1 protein-coding gene is annotated in these 650 nt (G+C 68.9%); it reads right to left on the bottom strand.

Annotated elements, in window-relative coordinates; translation table 11 throughout:
- On the bottom strand, nucleotides 1–650 hold a 650-nt coding region (locus FB586_RS18570; RefSeq protein WP_136520841.1), incomplete at both ends, for a sugar ABC transporter substrate-binding protein.

Here is a 650-nt window from a genome sequence, read left to right as displayed (position 1 = left end):
CACTGGGTGCCGGCGAGGACGTTCTGCAGGCCCTCGACGGTGGCGTCCTGGCCGGTGACCGGGACCTTGCCGGCCTGGCCGTTGGCCTCGAGGATGCTGATGGCCGCGCCACCGAGACCGTCGTTGGCGGCGAGCACGCCGTCCACCTTGCCGTCGGCAGCGGTGTAGAGCTGCTGGAAGATCGTCGCCGCCTCCTCGTTGTCCCAGTCCGGGACGGCCTGCTCACCGACGACGGTGTAGTTGCTCATCTCGTCGAGCACGCTGTGGGCGCCCTCGGCGAAGAGCGTCGCGTTGTTGTCGGTCGGCGAGCCGTTGAGGTAGACGATGTTGGCGTCCTTGTCGCCGAGGCAGTCCGCGAGGCCCTGGCCCTGCAGCTCGCCGACGACGGTGTTGTCGAAGGACACGTAGTACTCCGCCGAGCCACCGAGGGTGAGTCGGTCGTAGTCGATGGTGGCCACGCCCTGCTCGGCGGCCTTCTCCTGGATGGCCGCGCCCGACTCGGAGTCGAGGTTGACGATCGCCAGGACGGTGACGCCGGAACCGATCATGGTGTCGGCGATCTGCGTCATCCGCTCCGCGTCGCCCTCGGCGTTCTGGATGTCGTACTCGACACCGGCCTCGTCGAAGGCGGACTCGAGCGCCGGGCGGTC

The organism is Cellulomonas telluris (assembly GCF_004886325.1).
Classification (GTDB): Bacteria; Actinomycetota; Actinomycetes; order Actinomycetales; family Cellulomonadaceae; genus Cellulomonas; species Cellulomonas telluris.
This window is presented reverse-complemented; position numbering and strand designations above follow the sequence as displayed.